Below are 23,970 nucleotides of genomic sequence, written 5' to 3'. Positions count from 1 at the left end.
AATAATCCCTAAAATTATGGCGTCAGAACTAGATAAAACTGATTTTAAAATTCTTAAGCTTTTGCAAGAAAACGGTAGAATTACCAATTTACTTTTATCGCAAGAGATTGGCTTATCGCCAGCACCTACCTTAGAGAGAGTGCGCAAACTAGAAATGTCGGGTTACATTAAGAGTTACCATGCATTGGTTGATGAAGAGAAACTAGGTTTGGGTATTAAAACTTTCATCCAAGTTCAGCTTGATTTTCATAAAAACAATACCATCCAAATCTTTTTGGACGAGGTAAACCAGATTAACGAGATTACCGAATGCCATCACGTAACTGGGCAGGCCGACTTCTTATTGAAGGTGTACGTAAATGATATTAAGGCGTATGAACGTTTAATTATGGATAAGATCAGTAAAATATCGGTCGTTAAAACGTTTCAAACGATGATGATTATGTCGACCACCAAGAAGGAGCCGATTGTGCCTTTGGAGTACTGATCTTTTTGCTTTCTTGATTTTCAATCACCTTAGAAACCTTAGATCGGCTTAGTTAATTTCTATAGCTAATCCTTTAGTAAATCATAAAATTCATTGATAAAGGGTTTCTTGCCATGTTGAATAATATTCATGCTATTGAAATTTATCAGCAAACCTTTTGGCGCTTTTAAAATTTTCATATAAGTGAGAACTTGAGCCTCATGAATTGGTAAAACTCTTTCTACCGATTTCAGTTCTAAAATCAAACAATTCTCAATAAAGAAATCAGCTCGAATCTTAGTATCTAAAACTTCATCCTTATAATTAATGAGTATTTTCTTTTCTGAAATAAAATTTATACTCCTTAATTGGAACTCTTTCTTTAAGCAATTGTGATAGATGCTTTCTAATAATCCGGAACCCAATGCTTTATGCACTTCAATACATGCCCCGGTTACTTTATATTCTAATACATTAAGGAATTTTCTATCAATCATATTAATTAGATTAAATGGATCAATAGAGATGATGTACGAATATATTAAAAAAAATCTAAGGTTTTCTAAGGTGGTGAAAAACTAATCTTCAATCTGCCAATCAATCTCCTCCAACCCCTGCTGTTTCAAAAACGCATTTGCTTTTGCGAAGTGGCCTGAACCAAAAAAGCCGTTATAAGCCGAGAAAGGTGAGGGGTGGGCCGCTTTGAGGATATAATGTTTTGTGGAATCGATTAAGCGCTCTTTTTGTTGCGCATAACGTCCCCAAAGTAAGAATACCAATCCACTACGTTTTGCAGATAATTCGGTAATTACCTTGTCGGTAAAAATTTCCCAGCCTTTATTTTGATGCGAACCAGCTTCGTGGGCACGAACAGTTAAGGTGGCGTTAAGTAATAAAACGCCTTGATCGGTCCATGAAGTTAAGTTGCCATGGGTTGGTATTTTAAAATCGGGAAATTCATTGGCCAATTCTTTATACATGTTTTTTAGGGATGGGGGAATAGGCATCCCTTTTTGCACGCTAAATGATAATCCGTGAGCTTGATTGGTGCCATGGTAAGGATCTTGACCTAATATCACCACTTTAACTTGTTCAAATGGAGTGTGATTAAAGGCGTTAAAAATATCCGTTCCTTTCGGATAAACTGAAAATCCGTTCTGTTTTTCTTCTAGCAAAAAGGATTTTAGGGTTTTTAGGTATGGCTTTTCAAATTCTTGGGCAAGTATGTTTAGCCAACTCGGTTCTAAAGTTGCCGACATTTTACTTTGTTTTCACCTCAGTTAAGATTTTAAGCATATCTTTTTCTAAGGTTTCTTTTGGGGATTCAGTAATACGTCCTATTTCTGTTCCTTTTTTATCATTAAATATAATGGTTGGAACACGTTCGATTTTCAATTTATCAATTAAGCCATTTTCAGCTTTTTTAGTGCCATCAACCGCAATAAAAGTGATATCTTTATCCGTTAAATTAAGTGCATCAGCAATTTTTAAGAAATTAGGCACTTGATATTTACTATCGCCGCACCACGTTCCCAGAACGATCGTAATTTTTTTTCCTTTGGCTAATTTCCCTAATTCCTTCAGTGTTGTCGAATCTACTTTGTAAGCGGCATAATTTGGATCATAACTTGCTTTAAACTCATCGAAAGAAGTTATAGCTTCTCGAGTACAAACGTTTAACATTATTTCTTTATGCCTATTTGGATCTTCAATTTTTTTATTCAATTCTTGTGCAGTTGCATTCATTGCAAATAATAATAAGATAGCCGAAATGATAGATTTCATCAGTATATGATTTATATTAACACCTTAAATTTATAAATTTTAAATCTATTTTTTGGTATATAAACACGATATTTGTACAAATATTATAAAACTATGCCAAACTTTATCCGTTTAATTATTGGATTTACTTTAGTGGGTGCTGCAGTAGCACTTATGATTTTTAGTTTCTGGGGCTGGGGAATACTTTTAGTGTTCTTAAGCCTACTCGTTTTTGTTACTTTTTTCTACAATGAGAATATGTTAATTGCCCAATGGCATTTACGTAAAGATAATATGCCAAAGGCCGAAGCAAGCCTAGCAAGAATAAAAAGCTATGAGAAAGAATTGAATAAAGTGCAATTTGGCTATTATAATTTATTGATTGGATTAATCGAATCGCGTAAAGCACCGATGAAATCTGAAAAATACTTTAAGCAAGCCCTTTCGTACGGCCTGCACATGGATCATAACGTGGCGTTGGCTAAACTTAGTTTAGCTGGAATAGCAATGGCGAAGCGCAACAAACGCGAGGCTCAGATGTATTTAACTGAGGCTAAAAAAGCTGATAAAAATAAATTGCTCGCTGATCAAATCAAACAAATGAAAGATCAGATGGGCTTGATGGATAAGCAACAGCAGGTACGTTACAGTCGCTAGTCTTGAGTCATTAGTCTTGAGTAAATTGACTCTAGACTTTAGACTGCCGACTCTAGACTTATTTATCTTCCAGCCGATCAAAATTTTCTTCGTATGCTTCATTGCTTCTGCTGATGATATCTTCATCTTGCATAGCTTTACGGCTAAAAAATAATTCTTCAGCTTGTATACGCTTTATGAGTTGACGAACTAGTGATAAATCAAAAGTATCTTTACTTAATTTGATGCAATATTGGTTTTCGGTGATTTCTAAGCTCGAGTTAATCATAATGTATTGTTTTTTAAGAGCTTAAAATTAGAAAAGCCTTATCGTATTTGCGTACGCTAAGGCTTTAAGTTTTTGTTATGCTTATGTTAAGTGAGTGCTATTCTAGTGTTTCATGAGGTAATAGAAAATAGAGAATAGGAAATAGCCTTAATGCTAAATAACTCGTCTATTTTCAATTCCCCATTACCTATTTCTTCGACAAAAATAAGCCCTCATCTGTTTTGCTAACTTTAAGTAAACCTTTGCCGGTTAGGGCTTTTAAAGTGGTATCCCATTTTTTATTGCTCCATTCGGCAAGCTTTGATTTAATCTCCGTTAGAAGTGGTTCTTCTTCTTCTTTTACCAAGTCGAATAACTCTTTTTCTTCAGGAGTTAGCTCAATTTTCTTTTTCTCTGGGCGCATTTGAGGGAAGAATAAAACTTCTTGAATGGTAGATTGATCAGTCATCAACATTACCAAACGATCGATACCAACTCCTAATCCAGACGTTGGTGGCATGCCGTATTCTAAGGCACGTACAAAATCATCATCCATCGCCATGGCTTCATCATCCCCTCTGTCGGCAAGTTTTAGTTGTTCTTCAAAGCGTTCTTTCTGGTCTATCGGATCATTTAATTCTGAATAGGCATTTCCAATCTCTTTACCATTTACAAATAACTCGAAACGCTCTACCAAACCTTCTTTGCTACGATGTTTTTTAGCTAAAGGTGTCATTTCTATTGGGTAATCGGTAATATAAGTCGGCTGAATTAGATTAGCTTCTACTTTCTCGCTAAAAATTTCATCAATTAATTTACCTCTACCCATGCTATCATCAATCTCGATGCCCAAATCTTTACACGTCTGTGCAATTTCGGCTTCACTCATTGCAGAAACGTCGATGCCTGTATATTTTTGAATAGACTCGTACATGGTTAATTTCTCGTAAGGACCAGCGAAATTAATTTCATGTTCGCCAACTTTAACAAGCGGTTGTCCGTGTATAGCTACTGCAATTTTCTCTAAGCATTCTTCTAACATGCCCATCATCCAGATGTAGTCTTTATACGCAACATAAATTTCCATTGCTGTATATTCTGGGTTGTGTGTACGGTCCATTCCTTCGTTTCTGAACATTTTACCGAACTCGTAAACGCCATCAAAACCCGCTACAATTAATCGTTTTAGATACAATTCGTTCGCAATGCGTAGAAATAAAGGCATAGCTAAGGTATTGTGGTGTGTTTCGAATGGGCGAGCCGCTGCGCCACCATGTATAGCTTGTAAAATTGGGGTTTCTACTTCCATCCAACCTTGGTTGTCGAAATAGTTACGCATAGTATTAATTACTTTCGAGCGGTTGATGAAGATTTGCTTGTAATCGGGATTAACCGTTAAATCTACGTACCGCATTCTGTAACGCAATTCAGGATTGGTAAACCCATCGTATACATTGCCATCATCATCTCGTTTTACGATAGGTAGGGGACGTAATGATTTAGATAGAACGGTTAATTTAGTGACGTGTATAGAGATTTCGCCAGTTTGCGTGGTGAAAACATAACCTTGTACGCCTATAAAATCGCCAATATCTAATAATTTCTTGAATACAGTGTTGTAAAGTGTTTTATCATCACCCGGACAAAGCTCATCACGTTTTAAATAGATTTGTATACGGCCTGTTGCATCTTGTAGTTCAGCAAAAGAAGCAGCACCCATAATGTTACGGCCCATAATACGTCCAGCAATGCTGATGGTCTTGTAAGCTGTTTTATCTTTTTCATAGTTCGCTTGTATATCGGCCGCATTCGCATTTATTTCGTATGCTTCTGCAGGGTAGGGATTAATCCCTAGTTCGCGAAGTTGTTTTAATGAATCGCGGCGTAATGATTCCTGTTCTGATAATCCTGTACTCATGTATCGTATTTTTTGCAAAAGTAGTGAATTTGTAGTTGATATGGTAATTCTAAGGGTTTTCTCCTGTAGATTTTGCAGATTGCGCAGACTTTTTCTTAATATGCTTGCACAAGAACTTCCATTGCTATTTTTAAATGTAAATTTATCTTTCTTATCATTCCAAGAATTAGCTTTCTTTTTTTGTTTAAAATTTCACTTGCGCGACTTTTCAAGCCAACAACTTTAGGATGAGATTTATTTATTTAGAAATCAACAGTAGGCAAGTTGAATAAATAAATAGTGAGAAAGAAATATTAAATATTAGTCAACTTCTACCGCTTCCTGGTACATCGCATTAATATCTTCGGCATATTTTTTCTCTACTACACGGCGCTTTACTTTCATAGTTGGGGTAATTTCACCCTCGTCGATATCGAATGGGTTGCGTTTAATAATGAAATTTTTAATACGCTCGAACTTGGCCAGTTCGTTAGAGATTTTCTTGATATCTTTTTCGAACCATTCTTTTATTTCTTGATTATCGATAAAAGAACTTTCTTCCTGAAAGAAAGACTCTTTTAAATCAAAATTCTCTTGTAAGGTTTCTTTATTAGGAATGATAATAGCGGTAATGTATTCGCGTTTATCACCAATTAAGAATAGTTGATCTATTTTAGGGCTTTTCAGGTATATATTTTCAACAGGGGTTGGATACACATTTTTTCCATAGGCATTAACGATCATGTTTTTTAAACGATCGGTAATTTGCAGGTTGCCTTTATAGTATCGTCCAATATCTCCCGTATGAAACCATTTGTCTTTATCGATTGCTTCTGCAGTTTCTGCAGGTTTGTTAAAATAGCCTTTCATTACACAATGGCCACGCACAATAATTTCACCTTCTGCACATTCAAAGTCTTCTTTAAAGGTATGATGGGTTTGGATGGTAATCATCTCTTTCGTATCGATGTCTTGGATAGCCACTTCGATACCTGGAATAATCCGTCCTACAGTTCCATACACTTGTCGGTGATACTCGGTTACAGCCATTACGGGCGAGGTTTCAGTTAATCCGAAGCCTTCCAATACTTTGATGCCTAAGTCGCCAAAAAACTCGCCAACATTACGCGGTAGCGCTGCACCCCCTGATAACATAAATTTAAGTCTTCCGCCAGTTTTTTCTTTAATTTTACTAAAAACCAATTTTTCGGCTAATGCCTTTTTAGCGCTTAGCGCTAATCCTACACTTTTCCCAGCTTCTTTTGCTTCGCGGTAATTTTTCCCAGTTTCCAAGGCCCAATTAAAGATCTTAGCTTTCATTCCGCCAGCCGAGGTACCCGATTTAATGGCTTTATCGTGTATGCGCTCAAGTAATCGAGGAACGCACGACATGATGGTAGGCCGTACTTCGCCCATATTCTTAGCCAATAACTCTAAGCTCTGTGCGAAAGCAATTTTGCAACCTTGAGCACAGCAAACGTGGTAGGTTGCAGTGCGTTCGAATACGTGAGATAGGGGTAGGAAGGATAAAAAGGTTTCAGTTTTGTCGATTACTGGGATTTGTTGCAAACACACCTTTACGTTTTCGACAAAATTGTTGTGGGTAAGCATTACCCCTTTCGGCGTACCCGTAGTACCTGATGTATAAATTAAAGAGGATAGATCTGATGGTAAAACCTCTCGTCTACGTAAATTAATTTGTTTATGCTCGCTCTCACTAATTGATTTTTCCACTAAAGTTTTAAAGGGAATGATTTCGGCTTTTACATCGGCGGGAACAGCAATTTTTTCGAAGTCGGCAAAGGTTGGAATAATGTAAAGTAGTTCCGAGCAATTTGCCGCAATTTTCACTACTTTTTTAAATAGAAAAGGATTGCCTATTAACAAAGCTTTGATGCCAGAATCATTAATAATATAAGCTACTTCATGCGCTGATAAAGTTGGATAAACTGATACATTGATTGCGCCAATTTGCTGAATACCTTGATCATAATATACATATTCTGGACAATTTTCGATCATCAAGCCCAATCGGTCGCCTTTGGAAATTCCTTTTTCGAGGAAGAAAGCTGAAATGGAATCTGCTTTACTTAGGGTAGCTGCAAAGGAAACTTCTTCCCAATTCACACCTTTCTTATGGATTAAAAAAGTTTCTTCAGGATTATGAATATTTCCTACAACGTTTCTTAATAGACTCGGAACAGTAGAAAATTCGTTAAATGTAACCTTCATATGGGCTTAATTTATATTTAGCTAACAATGATAAAGGTTTTTAACCATCTAAGCAATACTAAGTGCTTTTTTCCACCATCTAAGGCCGCTTAGAAAATCGAAGTTGTTTGGTTACTGTTCAACTAAGATAACCTTTGACGCCTAAGATGGTGCAAATAGAAACATCATCAGCTGGTAAAAACAAAAAAAGGCACCTAAAATTTAAGCGCCTTTCTGAACTGTAAAATTAAAATTTAAACTGAAAAACTTTCTCCACAGCCACATGAGCGGCTTGCATTCGGGTTGTTAAAGGCAAAACCTTTACCATTTAATCCGTCTGTAAAATCTAATTCGGTGCCAGCTAGGTATAGAAACGATTTCATATCTAGGGCAATTTTGATGCCTCGGTCTTCAAAAAATTGATCTCCTTTTTGAGCTTCGTTGTCGAAATCCAAGTTATACGACAAGCCAGAACAGCCACCACCTTTTACTGAAACACGTAAAAAATAATCAGAACCCATTTCTGAATCCTTCATTAGGTGATCAATTTTGCTTTTTGCTTTATCGGTTATGGTAATCATCTTAATAGTATTTAATAGTTCGTATAAAGTAGTTAGATATCGTTTCAGACCGGGTTAGTGGTTTAGCATATCGTTACTTTTAGTATTTAATATAATACTAAATACTACATACTAATTAATGGTGCGATTTAGCCAATTCAAATGCTTCTAAGCCATTTTTAACACGGTAATCGTTAATGGCCGATTTAATTGCATCTTCTGCCAGTACCGAACAGTGAATTTTAACTGGTGGTAAAGCTAATTCTTCAACAATATCCATGTTATCGATAGTTAAAGCCTCGTCGATTGTTTTTCCTTTTAGCCATTCTGTAGCTAATGAAGAAGATGCAATTGCCGAACCGCACCCAAATGTTTTAAATTTAGCATCGGTAATTACATTATTGCTGTCTACTTCAATTTGAAGGCGCATAACGTCTCCACATTCTGGAGCGCCAACTAAACCCGTACCTACAGATTTGCTGTCTTTATTTAACGTACCAACATTGCGAGGGTTGGTATAATGTTCCATTACTTTTTCTGAATATGCCATTTTTATTTTCTTTAAATCCCGTTTTCGGGAGGTTTTTTCTTTTATTAGGTGTTGTGAGTTGCCTGTTGTGGGTTTGAGTGCCTTAGCTATTACGCTTCAACTTTATGTGTTTGCAAGAGGATTTTAGGCATCCAGCCTTACAACTTATAACTCGTAACCTGCAACCGTTGGCTCCGCCAACTAATGTTCTGCCCATTCAATTTTACTCAAATCGATACCGTCTTTAAACATTTCCCATAGTGGTGAAAGGTTTCTTAAGTGGTTAACGGCTTTTTTTGTATTTTCTATTGCGTAATCTATTTCTTCAGCGGTGGTAAAGCGACCTAATCCGAAACGTATCGAAGAGTGTGCCAAATCATCAGAAAGGCCTAAACTTTTTAATACATAACTAGGCTCTAGCGATGCTGATGTACAAGCAGAGCCTGAGGATACCGCTAAATCTTTCATCGCCATCATTAAGCCTTCTCCCTCAACATATTTAAAAGATATGTTGGCTACATGTGGTAAACGATGTTGCGTATTTCCATTTACATAGCTCTCTTCCATAGTGGTTAATGCTGCTTCTAATTTATCACGCAAAGCAGATAAACGTACTGCTTCATCGGCCATTTCTAGCCTGCAAAGTTCGCAAGCTTTACCTAAACCAACAATACCTGGTACGTTTAAGGTTCCGGAACGCATTCCACGTTCGTGGCCACCACCATCCATTTGTGAAGTTACCTTAACCCTTGGGTTTTTTCTTCTTACATATAAAGCACCAACACCTTTTGGTCCGTACATTTTATGTGCACTAAAAGCCATTAAATCGATACCATCAGCATTTACATCTACGGGTATTTTACCTACCGCCTGTGTGGCATCAGTAAAAAACAATGCACCGTGTTTGTGCGCTATTGCCGAAATTTCTTTTATCGGTTGCACTACGCCAATCTCGTTGTTGCCATACATAATGGTTACAAGAATGGTTTCTGGAGTCATCGCGGCTTCTAATTCTGCTAAATCAATTAGCCCGTCTTCTTTAACTTTTAGATAAGTAACGCGAGCGCCTTGTTTTTCTAAATGTTTACAGGTATCTAAAATTGCTTTATGTTCGGTAGTAGCAGTGATGATGTGGTTCCCTTTATCGGCATACATTTCAAAAACACCTTTAATACCTAAATTATCAGCCTCAGTAGCACCTGAAGTAAAAATAATTTCTTTTTCGGTACAGCCAATTAATTTAGCAACTTGCTCACGTGCGTAATCTACACCTTCTTCAGCAACCCATCCAAAAGCATGATTACGGCTAGCGGCATTGCCAAATTTATTAGTGAAATACGGCAACATCGCCTCTAAAACGCGAGGGTCTAGTGGGGTAGTGGCATTGTTATCTAAGTAAATAGGAAGTTCCATCTTTTTTTTCTTGTTCTTAATAATATACAAAGATACAAAATATTTTTACGAACAATCGTAAATTATAGTTATGAACCTACCATTAAAACACGCATTTTTACATTCACATAACCATTTTAATTATGAATAAGATTGAACATATTGGTATTGCGGTGAAAAACCTGACCAGTTCGATAGACATTTATCAACGTTTGCTTGATGCTGATTGTTATAAAACAGAGTTAGTAGCTTCAGAATACGTAAATACTGCCTTTTTTAAAACGGGCGAAAACAAGGTCGAGCTTCTCCAAGCTACCTCACAAGAAAGCGCAATTGCCAAGTTTATTGAGAAAAAGGGAGAGGGTATACATCACATCGCTTTTGCTGTAGATGATATTATAGCAGAAATGGAGCGTTTGAGAAAGGAAGGGTTTGTACTGTTAAACGAGCAACCTAAAAAAGGCGCTGATAATAAAATGGTGTGTTTTGTGCATCCAAAACAAACAAATGGGGTGTTGATAGAGTTGTGTCAAGAAATAAAGTGGGTTTAGGTGGCTCATTGGTCATTAGCTTTAGATTGAAACTGTGACGCCACATGCCGAAAATAAAGACATTCGCGCAGAAAAAAATGACGAGACGGATAAAGTTGCTACTGAAACGGATAATCCAGGTAAGGAAGTGGAGATGGTGAGTACGTAAAAATTAATTAAATTGCGAGCTTATACAAACGAATATACGCTGCAATAACGAATAAGATGATAAGACTGTTAACCTTGTTTACATTGGTCCAATTTAATTTTAATGCGGCAGCGCAAGAATTGAATGACGGCCCATATGTAAGTTATGAAGGGGATAAGATTGTATTTAGATCTATATCTGCCGGTAAAATGATTTCTTCTACAGTGCCGATTTCGCAAAAGAAAGCTGCAGTAGCTAAAGTGATATTTTCTGAACATCCAAAATGGAATTTCACTGTACCGCTTAAATCTACACTTAAGGAAGAGAAATCTGAATTTTCACAGCCTGAGAAGCTGTTATTCTTATCAGATATTGAAGGAGAATTTGAAGGGTTTCGATCGTTGCTTATTGCTAGTGGTGTGATGAGTGAAAGCTATAAATGGATGTTCGGTAGAGGCCATTTAGTAATCTGTGGCGACTTATTCGATCGGGGCACACATGTTCCAGAAGCGATGTGGCTTTTGTATAAATTAGAATCTTTGGCGGTAAAGGCTGGGGGATACGTTCACGTTATTTTAGGTAATCACGACATAATGAACTTATCGGGTGATTTACGTTATCTGCAGAAAAAATACATAGAAAGTGCGAAGGTAATGGGGTTGGATTATATGTCGCTTTATGGTACTGAATCAGAACTTGGTCGCTGGTTGCGCACTAAAAATACCATCGAGAAAATTGGCGATAACTTGTGCATGCATGCAGGTGTTGCGCCTTTAATTAACGGACTTAAACTTTCCGTTACAGAAATTAATCAATTATGTAGGCCATACTACGACAAAGTAAAGTTATTACGCGGAGTAGGGAATCCAGCGATTGACCCATTTTATACAGGAGCAACTTCGCTTTTTTGGTATAGAGGTTATTTTTCGGCTCCCAAAGCAACCGAAGAGGAAGTAAATACAACGTTAAACGTGTTTAATGTTTCGAGAATTATAGTAGGACATACCATTATGCCTGGGAATGTGGGTTTTTATTATGGTGGCAAAGTGCTAGGCTTAGATGTTAATGGCCATGCTGGCGATTGTCAAGCGGCGTTGTTCGATAATGGTAAGTGGATTAAGATTGATAGTGATGGAAAAAGCATGCCGCTTCAGTAACATTGAAATAAATAATTAGTCTCAATACACAATATTCATTACTTTAATACTATGTTATTAAAAATCATCTCCAAAGATTTCGATATTCCTGAAGATATCAATGAAGCGAAGTTGCGTGATGTGTTGGTTAAAACGTTCGAATATTTGGTTGGAGACGACTTTCAGAAGTTGTTACAGATTTTGTATAAAGCTGATGTAGATCAATACAAATTGAAGACATTATTAGAAAATACCGAAGGCAAAAGTTCTGCAGAAATCATCGCCGATGCGTATATTGAACGCCAGAAAGCAAAAATAGAAACCTGGAAAAAATATAGTTAAAATGAAACAAATTATACCTTATCAAGACATTAATGAAGCCTTGGCCACACTTGATAATGGTGGTCGTTTTTACAACTTGTTTGCGAAAGCAGAAAATGGCCAAATTACTGCAGCAGAGCTTACCAAAGTGGCTGGGATGTTTAATGAAAGACAGAAATTGGTGTTGTTCTTGGAACTTTCTATGTCGCAATTGCCTAAGCCCGATCAAGTTGATATTATTTCGAAGTTGGAAGATAAACTTAGACGTGATTTCCTTAAATACAAGGCTCAAGAACTCATGGCTTCGGAAGCGAAACAAAGGGGTGTACTCGGATCTAACGCTATTATTACCGGAGTTCCAGTGGTTAAAAATTCAAAATCTGAATTTAACGGGCTTGTTTTAGTACCAATTTCTGCTGGTAAAGTAATCTCATTTATTCCAGTACCTATTGTAGACCAATACGATATTTACGAAATTCGCGATGATCATTCTTCAGAGACGTTCTTAGTTGCCCATTACCATAGCAAGGAAAAGTTGCCTGCAAAAAAGATTAAAGTTGCTGGTGTCTTAAAAAAATTAGAAGTTAAGGTTGATGGTGTTAAAGGTTTTCAGAAATTTTTGGAGATTAATTACTATCAGGTTTAGTTGGTTGATTCAAACATACGAAGTAATTTATTACCCTTGCTCAATCTCTTTCAAACTATTCATTTTCTTATACGCTAAAAATCCTTTAATATCTTCAAAGTGTTCGCGCACCCTTTTATTGCTAAATTCGAATACTTTTTTAGCCAATCCATCTAAGAAATCCCGATCGTGCGATACCAGGATTAAAGTTCCGTCGAAATCTTGCAAAGCGTCTTTAATAATGTCTTTGGTTTTCATATCCAAGTGATTGGTTGGCTCATCCAATATCAATAAATTAACGGGTTCCAACAGTAGCTTTATCATCGCTAAACGTGTTTTCTCTCCACCAGAAAGTACTTTAACTTTTTTATTGATGTCATCGCCACTAAACATGAACGCACCTAAAAGGTCTTTAATCTTGATGCTTCCATCGCTTAATGGAACTTGGTCTACCGTTTCGAATACGGTTAAGTTGCCGTCGAGCAATGCGGCTTGATTTTGTGCGAAATAGCCGATTTTTGCATTATGTCCCACTTTTAAATGTCCGTCAAAGTCGATTTCGCCCATAATGGCCTTAATCATGGTACTCTTTCCTTCTCCATTTTTACCCACAAAGGCTACTTTTTCGCCTTGTTCAATTACTATTGCAGCTTTTTCAAATACCACATGGTCTCCATATTTTTTCGTGAGATCTTCTACCATTACAGGATACTTTCCTGAGCGAGGTGCCGGTGGGAATTTTAAACGCAGTGCTGAAGTATCTACCTCATCAATCTCGATTACTTCTAACTTTTCGAGCATTTTTACGCGCGATTGCACTTGATGCGTTTTGGAGTAGGTACCTTTAAAACGATCTATAAATTCTTGGTTGTCGGCAATAAAACGTTGTTGTTCTTCATGTGCCTTTAATTGATGTACACGACGATCGGCCCGCAACTGTAAATAGTGACTATATTTTGCTTTATAATCGTAAATTCTACCCATGGTTACTTCGATGGTGCGATTGGTGATGTTGTCTACAAATGCACGATCGTGTGAGATTACCATTACCGCTTTGGCGGAGTTCATTAAAAATTCCTCTAACCATTGTATGCTTTCGATGTCCATGTGATTGGTAGGCTCATCAAGTAAGATCAAATCAGGTTTCTTTAATAAGATCTTGGCTAATTCTATCCGCATGCGCCATCCGCCTGAAAACTCGGAGGTTGGACGATTAAAATCCTTACGCTCGAAACCTAGTCCTTTTAGTACTTTTTCTACCTCGGCATCGTAATTGATTTCTTCGATCGAATAAAATTTCTCGCTTAATTCCGATACTTTCTCAATTAGCTTCATGTAATCATCGGTTTCGTAGTCGGTGCGGACGGTTAATTGCTCATTCAGTTCGTCGAGCTCTTTTTGCATTTGATTTACCTCTTGGAAAGCCTTTGAGGTTTCTTCAAAGACCGTTACGTTGTCTTGCGTAAGTAAATGCTGCGGTAAATAAGCAATTACGGCATCTTTAGGGCCGGTTACGCTACCCGAAGTAGGATTAGCTGCACCAGCAATAATTTTTAAGATGGTAGATTTTCCTGCGCCATTTTTGCCCATTAGGGCAATTTTATCATTTTCGTTAATCGAAAAGGTTACATCACTAAATAGGGTAGTTCCGCCAAATGAAACGGAGATATTGTTTACATTAATCACGATTGAGTAGTTGATTTTGGCGCAAAGATATGGAAATTGTACAAAAATCTTTTTTCTAGCCCAATTTAAGTACTTTTGGGTATCCGACAGCATAAAATGAAAGGGAAAGAGAACCTACCCATATTTACACATAATCATCCTCATTGGCTACTCAAGAATCCTAATTTACTTTCAGTTTTGCACTTAGTTCCCTATCTTTTTCAGTTAAGAAAATGGTATGTAACAAGGCATTTGTCGAAATTATTGAAAGCGTTACCTAAAAATTTTAAGTTAATAGATGTGGGCTGTGGCGAAGGGCAATTTCTGTTTCAATTTGCCAAATTATATCCAAATTCGAGGTTTTTAGGGGTCGACAAAAATGAAAGTAATGTACATCTTTGCCGATTATATGCCAATGCCAAGGATTTTAAAGGAGTGCGAATTGAACAGGCATCAATAGAATCAATGAATGTGGCGAATGCCTACGATGTGGCTATTTGCATTGGTGTTTTACAATATGTACAAGATGATAAAAAAGCAATCGAATGTATTTACAAGGCACTATCTCCGGGCGGGAAATTGTTTTTATATACACCGATAAACAATAGGGTTATCTTACCCTATTATAAAAAAATAATAGCTACCTATGTAAATTACGAAACCGTACAAGATCGGAAGCGCATCTATTCGGAAAAAACGCTCTTAGGATTAGGGAAAGATGCAGGATTTAGCATTCACGAGCATATAGTTACCTATGGATTTTGGGGCAACCTTAGCAATGAATTAACCAATCTTTGCCTCCTATTTGTGGCGCACTTGTGGTTTCCTATAAATATTATGGCAGGATTGGTGTTTTTGCTCCTCTATCCTTTTATTTTGCTGTGTATGTTCCTAGATTTTATGTTTCCTGTACGAAAAGGAAATGGGCTGCTTTTAGTGTTTCATAAGGGCGATTGACTACTATGAATTCATTCGTTAAAAACTCAGCTAGTGTATTCAAACGAATATTCTTATCTTAATAATTATTAGGGCGGTTGCTTTCCGGTAACTACTTAGAAGAAAACGAAAGAATGAAAGCAAATCATTTACTTCTCGTTGTGATTTGCTTTCATTCTTTGAACTACTGATATTTACAACAACTCAAGTTATTAAACTTAAAGACGGTAGCGAGTTGTGATTTGCTTTCATTCTTTGAACTACTGATATTTACAACAACTACAATGGGGTTCAGATAAAATGATTTTATGTTGTGATTTGCTTTCATTCTTTGAACTACTGATATTTACAACAACATTCTATTGAAGAAACCATACCTCAACTAGGTTGTGATTTGCTTTCATTCTTTGAACTACTGATATTTACAACAACTTAACTTAATTGTTAACTAATCTGTTCTACGTTGTGATTTGCTTTCATTCTTTGAACTACTGATATTTACAACAACGTATCACGCTTGTAACAACACCGCCAGTTAGTTGTGATTTGCTTTCATTCTTTGAACTACTGATATTTACAACAACTTTTCATGAAGTAAGGCTAATCGTTGCTTGTTGTGATTTGCTTTCATTCTTTGAACTACTGATATTTACAACAACTTGAAAATCAGCTAAAGTGTCCAAAGGGGAGTTGTGATTTGCTTTCATTCTTTGAACTACTGATATTTACAACAACAGTCCGTTGAATATCCTCTTCCTCTTCTGTGTTGTGATTTGCTTTCATTCTTTGAACTACTGATATTTACAACAACAATCCTAAAAAGCATAAGATACTTAATAGTGTTGTGATTTGCTTTCATTCTTTGAACTACTGATATTTACAACAACATCTCATCGTCGAAACTTTCGGGATACCTAGTTGTGATTTGCTTTCATTCTTTGAACTACTGATATTTACAACAACCGGTTTAAGGTATACTTTGTCTTTAAACAAGTTGTGATTTGCTTTCATTCTTTGAACTACTGATATTTACAACAACTTGAGGACTTTCGATAGTTATTGCCCCAGCGTTGTGATTTGCTTTCATTCTTTGAACTACTGATATTTACAACAACTCGTAGTTAGCAACACCAAAAGGATTGAAAGTTGTGATTTGCTTTCATTCTTTGAACTACTGATATTTACAACAACAATAGATAGGAGTGTTGCTAATTTCAACCTGTTGTGATTTGCTTTCATTCTTTGAACTACTGATATTTACAACAACCAAGTTTATAAATTTATTGTGCATGGCTAAGTTGTGATTTGCTTTCATTCTTTGAACTACTGATATTTACAACAACTAACTTAAATTTGAAACATGACACCGCAAAGTTGTGATTTGCTTTCATTCTTTGAACTACTGATATTTACAACAACTTTTAAGGTTAGTCAATCTAATTCAGGAGAGTTGTGATTTGCTTTCATTCTTTGAACTACTGATATTTACAACAACTCCCAGCTTTCAAAACAACAAGTCGCTATAGTTGTGATTTGCTTTCATTCTTTGAACTACTGATATTTACAACAACTCAACGAAGAAATAACATTTGTACTTGCTAGTTGTGATTTGCTTTCATTCTTTGAACTACTGATATTTACAACAACCACTAGCAGTGTTGCCGTTCACACTCGTGAGTTGTGATTTGCTTTCATTCTTTGAACTACTGATATTTACAACAACTTATCTTTTTAGGACACCGAACAATAAGCAGTTGTGATTTGCTTTCATTCTTTGAACTACTGATATTTACAACAACGTAGGTATAGCCAAAAGTCATTCGCTGTAGTTGTGATTTGCTTTCATTCTTTGAACTACTGATATTTACAACAACAAGAAATTCGCTCTGAATTAAGCCGTAAGTGTTGTGATTTGCTTTCATTCTTTGAACTACTGATATTTACAACAACTATATGGCGCAGAGGAACTATTTGCTATCCGTTGTGATTTGCTTTCATTCTTTGAACTACTGATATTTACAACAACTAAAACCAAAAAAGCCATGTAACATTTACGTTGTGATTTGCTTTCATTCTTTGAACTACTGATATTTACAACAACTTAACCGGATCGGATGAAGATGTTACCGTAGTTGTGATTTGCTTTCATTCTTTGAACTACTGATATTTACAACAACGGAAATTTCAAACGAGTCGATAACTTACCAGTTGTGATTTGCTTTCATTCTTTGAACTACTGATATTTACAACAACAACACCACAAATGGTAATATTACTGTTTCAGTTGTGATTTGCTTTCATTCTTTGAACTACTGATATTTACAACAACAAAAATTTGGAAACGTAGTATTCTCGTTCGGTTGTGATTTGCTTTCATTCTTTGAACTACTGATATTTACAACAACGGTTCAACATCCGATCCGTTACCCTGGTTTGTTGTGATTTGCTTTCATTCTTTGAACTACTGATATTTACAACAACGCACGAAATTCTTAGGCTTATCTCCAGGCTGTTGTGATTTGCTTTCATTCTTTGAACTACTGATATTTACAACAACATCAAGACAAAATCATTGATATGTAGGCTAGTTGTGATTTGCTTTCATTCTTTGAACTACTGATATTTACAACAACAGACCCTAGTTCAAAAGATTATTAATCAGAGATTTAGTTCGAAAATTAGAATTAAAAAAATCTGGAGACAAAGGTGTCCAGATTTTTATTCTAATCATTAAATTATTTCTATCTTGTTTATTCCAATGGCAGAGCGCCAATATTTCAGAATAACTTAGGTTTTATGGTGTCTATTTTGAATTTTGTATTTTTTGCAGTTCTTCAATATCTGCTTTGTCTTTTAAACGACCTGTATTAATTTTAGAACGTATTAAGTCATCTAAGTGGAGAAATGGTATGGCTAATTCATCTATTTCAGCAATAATTTTTCTTTGATTAGCTTCCTCAAAATTCACTAAGCTAATTTGAGTTAAAAATTCCACTTTCTCTGGATCTTCACCTATTGCAAACACCAAAGTGGTTGTAAAATCTAAATTAGCTATTCCTTGTACATCCTCTTCAAAGAAATCCAAAGCTTTAAGCACTAATAGGAACTTTTCTTTGTTTTCATTGCTTGGTTTTAACCAAATGTCGACATCACCTGTTGTTCGAGCATATCCGTGAAATATAACTGAGTAGCCACCAATAATAATAAAATCCACTTCAAACTGAAGCAAGTGGCTAATAATTTCTTGATGATTGTCGGAAAATAAATTCATTATCCTTTAATAATAGTAATTCTATTGCTGCGTTTTCTTTGTTTTAAACTTTCTCTTGTCACATTATAAACCTTTAAAATCAAATCAACAGTTTGTCTTAAGCGCTCTATAGGTGATTGATTAATTATGTAATTTACGTCATCTTTTTTGGATTCCTCTAACGACTTATAAATTTTAATGCGCTTTTGAGAGGGAACAATTGGTGTAACCAATTTAATAGGTTGATTAGCATTATCTTTATTCCTCATACGCCTAGTTATCTATAATCACTCAAATTTAGCTTTTATACACTTTTTATTATAATTTATTAATATTTAAAATAATTCCAATTGTTGTGGAGTATCAGGTAACTCTTTTTCTTTTCGTCCATAAAAAAGTTCCATCATCCCAAACTGTTTGTCGGTTACCGTCATAATGCCGATATGCCCTTTTTCAGGCAGCAATTTTTTAACTCTTTTAATGTGTACTTCTGCATTTTCTCTGCTGCTACAGTGTCTTAAGTATATAGAAAATTGAAACATAGCAAAACCATCGCGCATAATTTCTTTACGAAATTTTGAAGCTACGCTGCGCTCTTTTTTAGTTTCGGTTGGTAAGTCAAAAAATACTAATACCCACAAAATTCTATATTCATTTAAGCGCATGCATTAAATTATTCAGTCGCCTCTTCGTTTTCTAATCCTATAACTTCATTTGGTAAGGCAATTGCATTACTCATTCTTTTGTGTTCGAAAGTTTTCATTAAAGGATAATTAATTTTTCTAATTACCCCCTCATAACATTTGGCAAGTGAAGAAGTAGTAGTTTGTAAGCCTACCATCAACGGACTAGTTCCTTTCTCGAATTGCACATCAACGGTGGCTATGCCCAATAATTGAGATTTAATAGATATTCCGAGTTCCAAGAAATTCTCCCCACTATCAATAATCCGTAGAACAATTAAATCTACATAAGGGCGGTAAGGCTCCATAATATCATCTGCCAGGCAATAGGCGTTGTATTTATTACGATGATGAATACCAAGTGTAGGTAGCAAGCCTGAGGATACAAGTCCTCGTGCAACAATCGCCCTTAAAATGGCGTAACCATAATTCAATAAGTTATTGGGTGGGTCGCCATCACGCCCTCTAAAAAAGTCTACCTTTTTGGGAAATACATTTTTCCAATAATAGGCTGCGGCACGAGCTTCGTAATTATCGGGATCGCCAGAGCGAACAGACCTTGCCCAATACACCATATTATCGCATGGGAGGCCTCTGTCGAATAACACAGCTGCCTGATTTAATATTTTAGCTTGAACCGTTTGCTGCCAAAGTTGCTTTTTTAACGGTTGAGATGCATCTATTTGATAACGGAAGCGCTCGCTCTGAATATCATGCCCATCAATAGGCAGCATCATACCGGTAGGGAGGTGGTTGTGGTTGCAGGTAATGATGGCGGCATTGTTGGCTAAGAGCGCCGCTATGCACCCATGGGTGATGGTAATTTGTTGATGATCGAGAATAACAATCCCAATGTCTTCTATTGGTACCGACTTTTTAGATTCCTTTTCGCCCAGCGATTTTAAATGTGGAAGATCAATCTGAAGCTGATCTTGATTTAGGTTAAGGTAGGCAGGGTTCGAGAAGTGGAGGGTACGTTTGATCATGATTGTCAATTATTATTCTCCAATCTTTGTGATTTCCCCTAAATGATTTAATCTAACTTTTATGGGATTTAAATCAATGAGTCCTTTTGTACTTAATCTAAAATACCTTTTACTTTCTTTAGCTCCATCAGTTTTCTTTAGTTCAGAATTCTTTGTTTCCAAGTGATGTCTAAAAAAATAATCGCCATCAGTAATACTCCAAACCAAATACAAATATTTACTCAGCAAAGATTTGTCATTATTTTCTAATGCCACATCAAATTCATCTTTTGATAAACCCAAAATAAACATCTGATTTTGTTGCATACTGAACTTTAAACTCAGATTATCTGCTGGCAATTTACCTAAGAACGACTCTGGAAGTTCTTTATCCAAAAGCTGATTCCAAACATCTGATGAATTTATTATAACCGTAGGAATTTTATATTTTTTCCTCTCTACAGCGTGCCAAAATGTGCAACTGTGCTGAACAAGTTTTTTGTCTTTATCTTCATAAATGGCAATGTGATGATTATTTCCCATCACTACAAATCCAATTTCATTGCCATTCTCATCTTTTTTAATTGCTTGTAAATTATCAGCATCTGGACGGGCAAACAAACGAACAGTTATAATAGGAATTTGCTTTTCTTTATTGAGCCAAAGTGTATCCTTAAAGGCTTCTTTCTCTTTATTTCCAAATTGTGCTAATCTTTTTTTAACCAAAAACTTCATTCTTTCATCAACAATGTCATCTACCTGACTTGACTTTATTGTACTTAAATGGTATTTTCTGACTGTCACATATTCATAACAAGACCCTTTTTCAAGAATTTCTGTTTTTTCTTTATTCAAATAGATTGGATTTTTCTTAAGGGTAGATAAAGCTGATTTAGGATTGTTACCATTCTCTAAAAGCCTTTTTTCAATAAGGTTTCTAATCGTTGGATTTATAATCTTACCTGAATTTTCGAATAGATATTTTAAGGGCTTATCTTTTTCAATTGTTTTTATTTTACCATAGACATTTTGCTCGTGCAGTGCTCCTCTCGGAACAATAACACCAGTATCTTTATTCTTTCCTGTCGCTTTAAATTTCGTTATTGTGGCTACCTTCTTGCCTGATTTGAAAGAAATTAATATTTTATCTGCTTTTGCTTCGACATATTTTGTACTAAACGTTATTGGCATTTGAGAACGTAGGTAATCATCTAATAAAGTTAATTTTGAATTATGAAGATGTTCGTAATCATTCTCATTAAATGATTTTCCTAATAACTTTTTCTGTTCTTCAATTTCTTTTCTTAATTCATCTTTCGTATCGCTAGAATTTAAAGTATTGATGCGCTGAATAAACCCTTGTTTTGTACAAGCAATTACTAAGGCATCAATAGCGTGATGACGATGGTCATCTCTTTTTGTCCAGTTTTCTATTTCCTCTTTTTGATGCTTTCTTTTTCCGTGTTCGCTGGTCCATTCCTTGATTTTAGTTTGCCCGAATTCTCTATATTTTGGCATTTGAAGGTTCATCAACACATCGTCCCAACCCCAAAGATTACGAAGTTTTGTAGTGATACCACCTTCTGTAGTTGTTACGTTATTGCAAATTTTTTGTAAAATCTCTCTAGATTTTCGAGCAATGTATTGCGTATCTCTTAATTGCCGGTCGATAAAGTTTTCCCAAAGCTTCTTATCTGTTTCTGTTTCTTTTTTCAAACTTTTGCGTTCAAGGTATTCTTTATGCGAAACTTTTAATCTCTGCATTTTACTGTAAGAAATAATTCCTCTGTTAAACCAATCATCCACTCTTTCAGAATATACTCTAACGTGCTCTTCTCCTTTAGTTGCAATGTAATCATAAGCTGTTTGATTGGTTTTAGTTGAATTACATTTTCTATGGACCAAAACTTTATTGGTTTGAGAGTCATCAAATAATAAGGACTTTGGAACAATATGGTCAACGTCATATGCATCCCCACTTAATGCTTCGGTAAGATTAAAAGTTTCTCCACAATAAATACATTGATTATTTACTTTAGCATCTTTCAAACTTTTACTTAATGATGGAAAAATGAATTTATATTTTTGAATATATCTTTTAGTAGAAGGCAAACCCAATTCTTCTAATCTTTTACCTATTTCTTCATTCAGTTTTCTATTTTTTGAATTTTGCAAATCAGCATCATTTCTTTCATCCTTACTTTGCTTAAGCTCGCGGGCGAGTTCAATTCTAATTTCAGTAGGTTTTCCATATTGCTCAAGAATGGCATTAACAACATTAATCATCTGATTTAAAATTTTCTCAACAATTGGCTGTCTCAAGCTATTTTTTGGCAGGAGTTCCAGTTTATCTAAAGTTATTTGCTTTTCTCTTTCCTCTTTCGTCAAAGAGTTAGAATGGTTGTAGCCAGCCAAATTGCAAGCTTGGGAATAATCATAACCTTCCATCAAAAAAGGAAGGATTTTGCGCATTGATTTGTTTGATTTATTTCCGAATGCCTGCTTATTGAAATCAATTTTGGAAAGCTTATCTGCTATTTCATTTTCAAAGCCAAATCGTTTAATTAGTGCATTCTTACATTCATCTAAATCTTTTATGGAATAGATAGTGTGCCAAAGTTGATATAAGGGTTCTTTTTCCAATGAAGCATCCAATTCCAATCCTGCTCTTTCTTCCAATATTTCGCCAGTTTTTTTATCTACCAATATCGACGTTTGATTTGATGGAATAATGGAAACATCAAAATGTAAAAGTTCATTACTACCTAAAACCATTTTAAGTGAAGCATAACTCTCATTTCCTTTGATGCCTTTAAGAATTTGCTTATTCACATAAACATCATTTTTTTTTAGGTTTAAAATTTCAAGAAGCTTTGTGAAACTTAAAATTTCGTTCGTAAATAGGTAGGCTGCTAATATTTGTTTCTCCTTTAAATTTGGAATTTTTTCACCCCATTTATATTTGCTTCCTTCAGGATTTTTTACCTTTAAAGTAATGGTATTAACTGCTTCCCAGATTCGGCAAAGCTGAAACAATGGCGATGTTTTCGGAGCCACTTTTGGTCCTACAAAAACTATTTTGTTTTTATCTTTTTCTTTATCAAAAACTGTTTTCTCAAAACCTTCAAATTCGCAAATACTCACTAGACCTTTCTGAGATTTTAATTTTCGTTGGAAATAGATAATTTCATTTCTTAATCGATTTATAACTTCATCTGTAAGAAAATCGTGCTTGTTTTTCTGAGCATTAATAATGGTATCAAACTCTTCTATGTACGCTTCTCTTGGATAAACCTCCTCTTTAACTCGGAAATAAGAATTATTGATGCTTGCATTATTTAGCCCATCATAAAAAAATTGCCCGATGGTCTGATTTTTATCTTTTAATTGAGCATAACGCCCTTTAACAGCCTGAACATAATCGGAATCTTTTTTATCGGCATTTGCTTCACTTCTTGCCGATTTGTATCCTCTTTTATGATTCAGCATATAAAAGATACGGCCTAATTGCTCTGCAGAAATATTTTCATTTGGATTAGCAGAATCACTTCTCAGCTTCCATAAATCAAGCATTGGAAGTTTTAACAATTCTTCTGAAGGGAAGATATTATATTGATTTAAAATCTTCTTTAAATCACTTTTCTTCAATTGTTTTCTGTCATACCCTTTTCTTTGAGTACGACTAAAAGTTCTACTTTGATTCTTTGTAATTGATAAACCTCTTTGAAATTCTTCTTTATCACTAGTTGATAAGGGGATTATTCGAGAGCCCATCGCAATAATGCCGATAGGAATATTATTTTCGTCAACCTCCACCAACGCCCAACCTATACTATTAGTCCCTAAGTCTAATCCTAATATTTTTTTCATAAGAGCTTATTTAATACTAAACAATATCGCATTTAATTTTCACTATTCGTAATAGGAGTGAGTATTAACCACATGACAATTAAAAAATGTACTCAAACTTAAATCTATCGAAAGTTAC

Annotated in this window: 22 protein-coding genes and 1 CRISPR repeat array; of the genes, 7 read left to right on the top strand and 15 right to left on the bottom strand. The window is 35.4% G+C overall.

Going from position 1 to position 23,970, the window contains the following annotated elements; all coding sequences use genetic code 11:
• Nucleotides 1–16 precede the first annotated feature (16 nt).
• Nucleotides 17–487, top strand: a complete 471-nt coding sequence (locus WG904_RS13540; protein ID WP_090992261.1) for an Lrp/AsnC family transcriptional regulator — start codon at nucleotides 17–19, stop codon at nucleotides 485–487.
• 65 nt (nucleotides 488–552) lie between these two features.
• Here the strand turns inward: WG904_RS13540 and WG904_RS13535 are convergent, their stop codons facing one another.
• From WG904_RS13535 to WG904_RS13525, 3 genes are all read right to left on the bottom strand, one after another.
• Entirely contained in the window at nucleotides 553–963 is a 411-nt protein-coding gene (locus WG904_RS13535) for a GxxExxY protein (protein WP_339579858.1), read from the bottom strand.
• Nucleotides 964–1,044: 81 nt separating this feature from the next.
• Entirely contained in the window at nucleotides 1,045–1,725 is a 681-nt protein-coding gene (gene ung / locus WG904_RS13530; RefSeq protein ID WP_339579857.1) for a uracil-DNA glycosylase, read from the bottom strand.
• A gap of 1 nt (nucleotide 1,726) precedes the next feature.
• Entirely contained in the window at nucleotides 1,727–2,251 is a 525-nt protein-coding gene (locus WG904_RS13525; protein ID WP_339579856.1) for a TlpA family protein disulfide reductase, read from the bottom strand.
• Between the two features lie 93 nt (nucleotides 2,252–2,344).
• On the opposite strand from WG904_RS13525, the gene WG904_RS13520 reads away from it, so the two are divergent.
• On the top strand, nucleotides 2,345–2,887 hold the full coding sequence (locus tag WG904_RS13520) for a DUF2892 domain-containing protein (protein ID WP_339579855.1): 543 nt from the start codon (nucleotides 2,345–2,347) through the stop codon (nucleotides 2,885–2,887).
• 58 nt (nucleotides 2,888–2,945) lie between these two features.
• On the opposite strand, the gene WG904_RS13515 is transcribed toward WG904_RS13520, so the two are convergent.
• From WG904_RS13515 to WG904_RS13490, 6 genes are all read right to left on the bottom strand, one after another.
• On the bottom strand, nucleotides 2,946–3,155 hold the full coding sequence (locus WG904_RS13515; protein ID WP_339579854.1) for a hypothetical protein: 210 nt from the start codon (nucleotides 3,153–3,155) through the stop codon (nucleotides 2,946–2,948).
• A 187-nt stretch (nucleotides 3,156–3,342) separates the two neighbouring features.
• Nucleotides 3,343–5,052 (bottom strand): lysine--tRNA ligase, encoded by a 1,710-nt coding sequence (gene lysS, locus WG904_RS13510; protein ID WP_339579853.1) that lies wholly within the window; start codon nucleotides 5,050–5,052, stop codon nucleotides 3,343–3,345.
• Between the two features lie 300 nt (nucleotides 5,053–5,352).
• On the bottom strand, nucleotides 5,353–7,263 hold the full coding sequence (locus tag WG904_RS13505; RefSeq protein ID WP_339579852.1) for an AMP-dependent synthetase/ligase: 1,911 nt from the start codon (nucleotides 7,261–7,263) through the stop codon (nucleotides 5,353–5,355).
• A 233-nt stretch (nucleotides 7,264–7,496) separates the two neighbouring features.
• Nucleotides 7,497–7,823, bottom strand: coding sequence for a HesB/IscA family protein (locus WG904_RS13500; RefSeq protein ID WP_339579851.1), 327 nt, complete (start codon nucleotides 7,821–7,823; stop codon nucleotides 7,497–7,499).
• A 115-nt stretch (nucleotides 7,824–7,938) separates the two neighbouring features.
• Nucleotides 7,939–8,352, bottom strand: a complete 414-nt coding sequence (gene iscU, locus WG904_RS13495; RefSeq protein WP_339579850.1) for a Fe-S cluster assembly scaffold IscU — start codon at nucleotides 8,350–8,352, stop codon at nucleotides 7,939–7,941.
• 180 nt (nucleotides 8,353–8,532) lie between these two features.
• The gene (locus WG904_RS13490) at nucleotides 8,533–9,744 is read right to left on the bottom strand and encodes an IscS subfamily cysteine desulfurase (protein WP_339579849.1); all 1,212 of its coding nucleotides are present in this window, start codon (nucleotides 9,742–9,744) and stop codon (nucleotides 8,533–8,535) included.
• A 122-nt stretch (nucleotides 9,745–9,866) separates the two neighbouring features.
• On the opposite strand from WG904_RS13490, the gene mce reads away from it, so the two are divergent.
• The 4 genes from mce to WG904_RS13470 all read left to right on the top strand — a co-directional run bounded on the left by mce (nucleotide 9,867) and on the right by WG904_RS13470 (nucleotide 12,504).
• Nucleotides 9,867–10,274 carry a methylmalonyl-CoA epimerase gene (gene mce / locus WG904_RS13485; RefSeq protein ID WP_339579848.1) on the top strand — a complete coding sequence of 136 codons (408 nt, stop codon included), beginning with the start codon at nucleotides 9,867–9,869 and terminating at the stop codon, nucleotides 10,272–10,274.
• Nucleotides 10,275–10,478: 204 nt separating this feature from the next.
• Nucleotides 10,479–11,558 carry a metallophosphoesterase gene (locus tag WG904_RS13480; protein ID WP_339579847.1) on the top strand — a complete coding sequence of 360 codons (1,080 nt, stop codon included), beginning with the start codon at nucleotides 10,479–10,481 and terminating at the stop codon, nucleotides 11,556–11,558.
• 51 nt (nucleotides 11,559–11,609) lie between these two features.
• Nucleotides 11,610–11,879, top strand: a complete 270-nt coding sequence (locus WG904_RS13475; protein WP_339579846.1) for a hypothetical protein — start codon at nucleotides 11,610–11,612, stop codon at nucleotides 11,877–11,879.
• Between the two features lies 1 nt (nucleotide 11,880).
• Nucleotides 11,881–12,504 carry a hypothetical protein gene (locus WG904_RS13470; RefSeq protein WP_339579845.1) on the top strand — a complete coding sequence of 208 codons (624 nt, stop codon included), beginning with the start codon at nucleotides 11,881–11,883 and terminating at the stop codon, nucleotides 12,502–12,504.
• A gap of 30 nt (nucleotides 12,505–12,534) precedes the next feature.
• On the opposite strand, the gene WG904_RS13465 is transcribed toward WG904_RS13470, so the two are convergent.
• Nucleotides 12,535–14,169, bottom strand: coding sequence for an ABC-F family ATP-binding cassette domain-containing protein (locus WG904_RS13465; RefSeq protein ID WP_339579844.1), 1,635 nt, complete (start codon nucleotides 14,167–14,169; stop codon nucleotides 12,535–12,537).
• Nucleotides 14,170–14,265: 96 nt separating this feature from the next.
• Between WG904_RS13465 and WG904_RS13460 the strand changes: the two genes are divergently transcribed.
• Entirely contained in the window at nucleotides 14,266–15,105 is an 840-nt protein-coding gene (locus tag WG904_RS13460; RefSeq protein ID WP_339579843.1) for a class I SAM-dependent methyltransferase, read from the top strand.
• Between the two features lie 137 nt (nucleotides 15,106–15,242).
• A CRISPR array of direct repeats spans nucleotides 15,243–17,717; the repeat unit is 46 nt; unit sequence GTTGTGATTTGCTTTCATTCTTTGAACTACTGATATTTACAACAAC.
• A gap of 170 nt (nucleotides 17,718–17,887) precedes the next feature.
• On the opposite strand, the gene WG904_RS13455 is transcribed toward WG904_RS13460, so the two are convergent.
• The 5 genes from WG904_RS13455 to cas9 all read right to left on the bottom strand — a co-directional run bounded on the left by WG904_RS13455 (nucleotide 17,888) and on the right by cas9 (nucleotide 23,852).
• Nucleotides 17,888–18,355: a DUF6036 family nucleotidyltransferase gene (locus WG904_RS13455; RefSeq protein WP_339579842.1), complete on the bottom strand. Its 468-nt coding sequence runs from the start codon at nucleotides 18,353–18,355 to the stop codon at nucleotides 17,888–17,890.
• Nucleotides 18,355–18,603 carry a hypothetical protein gene (locus WG904_RS13450; protein WP_339579841.1) on the bottom strand — a complete coding sequence of 83 codons (249 nt, stop codon included), beginning with the start codon at nucleotides 18,601–18,603 and terminating at the stop codon, nucleotides 18,355–18,357. Before WG904_RS13450 ends, WG904_RS13455 begins: the two co-directional genes overlap by 1 nt.
• A 66-nt stretch (nucleotides 18,604–18,669) precedes the next feature.
• Nucleotides 18,670–18,999: a CRISPR-associated endonuclease Cas2 gene (gene cas2 / locus WG904_RS13445; RefSeq protein ID WP_339579840.1), complete on the bottom strand. Its 330-nt coding sequence runs from the start codon at nucleotides 18,997–18,999 to the stop codon at nucleotides 18,670–18,672.
• A gap of 8 nt (nucleotides 19,000–19,007) precedes the next feature.
• Nucleotides 19,008–20,003, bottom strand: coding sequence for a type II CRISPR-associated endonuclease Cas1 (gene cas1, locus WG904_RS13440; protein ID WP_339579839.1), 996 nt, complete (start codon nucleotides 20,001–20,003; stop codon nucleotides 19,008–19,010).
• Between the two features lie 12 nt (nucleotides 20,004–20,015).
• Nucleotides 20,016–23,852, bottom strand: coding sequence for a type II CRISPR RNA-guided endonuclease Cas9 (cas9, locus tag WG904_RS13435; protein ID WP_339579838.1), 3,837 nt, complete (start codon nucleotides 23,850–23,852; stop codon nucleotides 20,016–20,018).
• Between the last annotated feature and the right edge of the window lie 118 nt (nucleotides 23,853–23,970).

The sequence above is a fragment of the Pedobacter anseongensis genome (assembly GCF_037482965.1).
Classification (GTDB): Bacteria; Bacteroidota; Bacteroidia; order Sphingobacteriales; family Sphingobacteriaceae; genus Pedobacter; species Pedobacter anseongensis.
The sequence above is the reverse complement of the archived record's forward strand: the minus strand, read 5'-3'. Positions and strand labels throughout refer to the sequence as shown.

What these genes read in the sequence shown, in the direction of transcription:
- WG904_RS13470 (WP_339579845.1), top strand. Translation starts at nt 11,881, where the DNA reads ATGAAACAAATTATACCTTATCAAGACATTAATGAAGCCTTGGCCACA.
- mce (WP_339579848.1), top strand. Translation starts at nt 9,867, where the DNA reads ATGAATAAGATTGAACATATTGGTATTGCGGTGAAAAACCTGACCAGT.
- cas2 (WP_339579840.1), bottom strand. Translation starts at nt 18,999, where the DNA reads ATGCGCTTAAATGAATATAGAATTTTGTGGGTATTAGTATTTTTTGAC.
- WG904_RS13460 (WP_339579843.1), top strand. Translation starts at nt 14,266, where the DNA reads ATGAAAGGGAAAGAGAACCTACCCATATTTACACATAATCATCCTCAT.
- WG904_RS13505 (WP_339579852.1), bottom strand. Translation starts at nt 7,263, where the DNA reads ATGAAGGTTACATTTAACGAATTTTCTACTGTTCCGAGTCTATTAAGA.
- WG904_RS13500 (WP_339579851.1), bottom strand. Translation starts at nt 7,823, where the DNA reads ATGATTACCATAACCGATAAAGCAAAAAGCAAAATTGATCACCTAATG.
- cas9 (WP_339579838.1), bottom strand. Translation starts at nt 23,852, where the DNA reads ATGAAAAAAATATTAGGATTAGACTTAGGGACTAATAGTATAGGTTGG.
- WG904_RS13525 (WP_339579856.1), bottom strand. Translation starts at nt 2,251, where the DNA reads ATGAAATCTATCATTTCGGCTATCTTATTATTATTTGCAATGAATGCA.
- WG904_RS13535 (WP_339579858.1), bottom strand. Translation starts at nt 963, where the DNA reads ATGATTGATAGAAAATTCCTTAATGTATTAGAATATAAAGTAACCGGG.
- WG904_RS13490 (WP_339579849.1), bottom strand. Translation starts at nt 9,744, where the DNA reads ATGGAACTTCCTATTTACTTAGATAACAATGCCACTACCCCACTAGAC.
- iscU (WP_339579850.1), bottom strand. Translation starts at nt 8,352, where the DNA reads ATGGCATATTCAGAAAAAGTAATGGAACATTATACCAACCCTCGCAAT.
- WG904_RS13480 (WP_339579847.1), top strand. Translation starts at nt 10,479, where the DNA reads ATGATAAGACTGTTAACCTTGTTTACATTGGTCCAATTTAATTTTAAT.
- WG904_RS13455 (WP_339579842.1), bottom strand. Translation starts at nt 18,355, where the DNA reads ATGAATTTATTTTCCGACAATCATCAAGAAATTATTAGCCACTTGCTT.
- WG904_RS13515 (WP_339579854.1), bottom strand. Translation starts at nt 3,155, where the DNA reads ATGATTAACTCGAGCTTAGAAATCACCGAAAACCAATATTGCATCAAA.
- ung (WP_339579857.1), bottom strand. Translation starts at nt 1,725, where the DNA reads ATGTCGGCAACTTTAGAACCGAGTTGGCTAAACATACTTGCCCAAGAA.
- WG904_RS13475 (WP_339579846.1), top strand. Translation starts at nt 11,610, where the DNA reads ATGTTATTAAAAATCATCTCCAAAGATTTCGATATTCCTGAAGATATC.
- WG904_RS13450 (WP_339579841.1), bottom strand. Translation starts at nt 18,603, where the DNA reads ATGAGGAATAAAGATAATGCTAATCAACCTATTAAATTGGTTACACCA.
- lysS (WP_339579853.1), bottom strand. Translation starts at nt 5,052, where the DNA reads ATGAGTACAGGATTATCAGAACAGGAATCATTACGCCGCGATTCATTA.
- WG904_RS13520 (WP_339579855.1), top strand. Translation starts at nt 2,345, where the DNA reads ATGCCAAACTTTATCCGTTTAATTATTGGATTTACTTTAGTGGGTGCT.
- WG904_RS13540 (WP_090992261.1), top strand. Translation starts at nt 17, where the DNA reads ATGGCGTCAGAACTAGATAAAACTGATTTTAAAATTCTTAAGCTTTTG.
- cas1 (WP_339579839.1), bottom strand. Translation starts at nt 20,003, where the DNA reads ATGATCAAACGTACCCTCCACTTCTCGAACCCTGCCTACCTTAACCTA.